2 pseudogenes are annotated in these 1026 nt (G+C 66.2%); one reads left to right on the top strand and one right to left on the bottom strand.

Going from position 1 to position 1026, the window contains the following annotated elements:
* Positions 1–569, bottom strand: a pseudogene (locus AC630_RS41890) (sensor histidine kinase); the annotation flags it as partial.
* Between the two features lie 185 nt (positions 570–754).
* On the opposite strand from AC630_RS41890, the pseudogene AC630_RS41885 reads away from it, so the two are divergent.
* A pseudogene (locus AC630_RS41885) lies at positions 755–1026 on the top strand (MotA/TolQ/ExbB proton channel family protein); the annotation flags it as partial.

The following is a 1026-nucleotide window of genomic DNA, read 5'->3' as shown; positions in this document are numbered from 1 at the left end:
GCCGGCGCCAGCGCATGCGCGATCGCGAGCGAAGCGAGCAGCGCGATCGCCGCCGCCATCAGCAGCGCGACGTCGATCACGTTGAGGATATACTCCCAGGCCAGCGAGATGGCGGCCGCCGCATCCGGCGTGGCGACGACCGTACCGGCGGCCGCGGCGCGCGGACTGACCGGCCGTATCACTTCGGCGTGGTTGCCGAGGAAAGTCGGCACGATGGCGGCGAACCAGCGCGGCGGAGTCTTGCCTAGTCCCTCGCTCTGGCCGCAGAGCGGCTTCTCGAATGCTGTTGCGGGCTGGAACTCGACGCAGACGCCCGGCGAGATCAGCTTCATCGTCTCCAGCGTGCGCCAGTCCGGAACCGGCAGGAGATGCTCGCGCGTTCTGCTGCTGCGCAACAGGAACTCGTGCCAGTACAACGCCTGAAGCGCCTGCGCGACCCGCTGTGCCGAGGCCGCAGTCGCCCGGTCGACGCTGCGATAGGCGTCAAAAGTGGCCCACACGGTCGCGGCTCCAAGGCAGAGCACGACGATGAGAAGCAGGCGGGCGACAAGCTGAAGCACGAGGCGCATGCGGTCATCCCCGACGTTTGGTAAAGTCAGCCTAACAATGCCGCCGCGCCTTGCCAATTGCGGGGAACGGCAGGATTGCAGCTCGGGCAAATTTCCCAAGCCGGATTGGGCATGGCTCTTTGGACCGGGCGCTGCGGCTTTGATCTAATCAGCGGGGCATCGTTGCAGGCCAGGAGCAGTGCAGCATGAGTTCGATGACGATTGGACCGATCGCGGAGACCGCGACCGACCCATCCGAGCGCAGTGCGCTCCTGTTCTGGATGATTTTCACCGGGCTTTCGATCTTCGCGGTCGTGCTGCTCTGGCGCTTCGGCCTGATCCATTTGATGCTGACCTCGGACCGCACCTACATTTCCAGCGTGATCGCGGTGCTCTATGTCGTCACCTGCGGCCACTGTTTCCTGCGCACGCGGGCGATCGCGCGCGAGGGGGCGGCAGCGCGGCGCTGCCGCGCGTG

This window comes from Bradyrhizobium sp. AS23.2, from assembly GCF_001908185.1.
GTDB lineage: Bacteria > Pseudomonadota > Alphaproteobacteria > Rhizobiales > Xanthobacteraceae > Bradyrhizobium.
This window is presented reverse-complemented; position numbering and strand designations above follow the sequence as displayed.